This is a genomic window from Pseudoneobacillus rhizolycopersici, from assembly GCF_054786815.1.
The window spans coordinates 1-254 of the sequence record NZ_JBTOOE010000168.1 but is presented as its reverse complement, the minus strand read 5'-3'; the positions used below and the strand labels follow the sequence as shown (position 1 = coordinate 254).

The window sequence follows — 254 nt, the reverse complement described above, 5'->3', positions numbered from 1 at the left end:
GTAAAGATCTGATTAAGATTGAAAACGTCTTTTTGACTGAAGAACAAGTGAACCAGCTCTCTTTATATGCCCCGAAAGCGACGGTAAACCGCATCGACAACTATGAGGTTGTACTGAAGCTGACACCAACGCTGCCGGAGCAGATTGACCACGTGTTGGACTGTCCAAACAGCAACTGCATTAGCCGTAGTGAGCCGGTTTCTTCCAGCTTTAAGGTTCGTGTTCGTCAAGACGAGGTGCTGTTGAAGTGTAAA

The 254-nt window shown here is 46.5% G+C and carries 1 protein-coding gene; it reads left to right on the top strand.

Translation table 11 applies throughout. The annotated features are described in order from the left end of the window. Positions 1-254: aspartate carbamoyltransferase regulatory subunit (locus tag ACX9YW_RS23280; RefSeq protein WP_460351137.1), on the top strand; the 254-nt coding region annotated here is incomplete at both ends.